This window comes from Modicisalibacter tunisiensis (assembly GCF_020148005.1).
GTDB classification, from domain to species: Bacteria; Pseudomonadota; Gammaproteobacteria; order Pseudomonadales; family Halomonadaceae; genus Modicisalibacter; species Modicisalibacter tunisiensis.
This window is the reverse complement of sequence record NZ_JAGXFD010000001.1, coordinates 494,559-496,142: the sequence shown is the minus strand read 5'-3', so window position 1 is coordinate 496,142 and position 1,584 is coordinate 494,559. Positions and strand designations below refer to the sequence as shown.

At 55.1% G+C, this 1,584-nt stretch carries 1 rRNA gene (cut by a window edge); it reads left to right on the top strand.

Features of this window, described 5'->3' with window-relative positions:
- Window positions 1-69 precede the first annotated feature (69 nt).
- A 23S ribosomal RNA gene (locus tag KGQ91_RS02305) occupies window positions 70-1,584 on the top strand; it runs 1,171 nt beyond the window's last position.

Here is a 1,584-nt window from a genome sequence, read left to right as displayed (position 1 = left end):
ACAACTTGATACGACTCAAGCGTATCCGGCAATCGTTGTGTCATCGCACCAGACCCCTTGGGGTTATATGGTCAAGCGATGAAGCGCACACGGTGGATGCCTTGGCAGCCAGAGGCGATGAAGGACGTGGAAGCCTGCGATAAGGCTCGGCGAGGTGGCAAACAACCTGCGACCCGGGCATTTCCGAATGGGGAAACCCACTCAGGGTAACCTGAGTATCCGATACTGAATCCATAGGTATCGGAGGCGAACCGGGGGAACTGAAACATCTAAGTACCCCGAGGAAAAGAAATCAACCGAGATTCCCCCAGTAGCGGCGAGCGAACGGGGACTAGCCCTTAAGCGGGTGACTGGTTAGGCGAATGAGCTGGGAAGCTCAGCGATACAGGGTGATAGCCCCGTAGCCGAAAACCTGATCCCGTGAAATCGAGTAGGTCGGGGCACGTGAAACCTTGACTGAAGACGGGGGGACCATCCTCCAAGGCTAAATACTCCTGGCTGACCGATAGTGAACCAGTACCGTGAGGGAAAGGCGAAAAGAACCCCGGAGAGGGGAGTGAAATAGACCCTGAAACCGTGTGCGTACAAGCAGTGGGAGCCCCTTCGTGGGGTGACCGCGTACCTTTTGTATAATGGGTCAGCGACTTATTTTCAGTGGCGAGCTTAACCGTATAGGGGAGGCGTAGGGAAACCGAGTCTTAACTGGGCGACCAGTCGCTGGAAATAGACCCGAAACCGGGCGATCTATCCATGGCCAGAGTGAAGGTTGAGTAACATCAACTGGAGGCTCGAACCGGGATCTGTTGAAAAAGATTCGGATGAGCTGTGGATCGGAGTGAAAGGCTAATCAAGCCCGGAGATAGCTGGTTCTCCTCGAAAGCTATTTAGGTAGCGCCTCACGTATCACCGCCGGGGGTAGAGCACTGTTTCGGCTAGGGGCCCATCCCGGGTTACCAAACCGAGGCAAACTCCGAATACCGGTGAGTGCAGCGTGGGAGACACACAGCGGGTGCTAACGTCCGTTGTGAAAAGGGAAACAACCCAGACCGTCAGCTAAGGCCCCCAAATTCTGGTTAAGTGGGAAACGATGTGGGAAGGCTTAGACAGCTAGGAGGTTGGCTTAGAAGCAGCCATCCTTTAAAGAAAGCGTAATAGCTCACTAGTCGAGTCGGCCTGCGCGGAAGATGTAACGGGGCTAAACCAGGTGCCGAAGCTACGGGTTCGTCGAATGACGAGCGGTAGAGGAGCGTCGTGTACGCCGATGAAGGTGTGTCGAGAGGCATGCTGGAGGTATCACGAGTGCGAATGCTGACATGAGTAACGATAAAGGGAGTGAAAACCTCCCTCGCCGGAAGACCAAGGGTTTCTGTTCGACGTCAATCGGAGCAGAGTGAGTCGGCCCCTAAGGCGAGGCCGAAAGGCGTAGTCGATGGGAAACGGGTCAATATTCCCGTACCTCACTGTATTGCGATGGGGGGACGAAGAAGGCTAGGTGAGCCAGGCGTTGGTTGTCCTGGTGAAAGTGAGTAGGCTGATCCTTCAGGTAAATCCGGAGGGTCAAGGCCGAGACACGAGACGAACGGA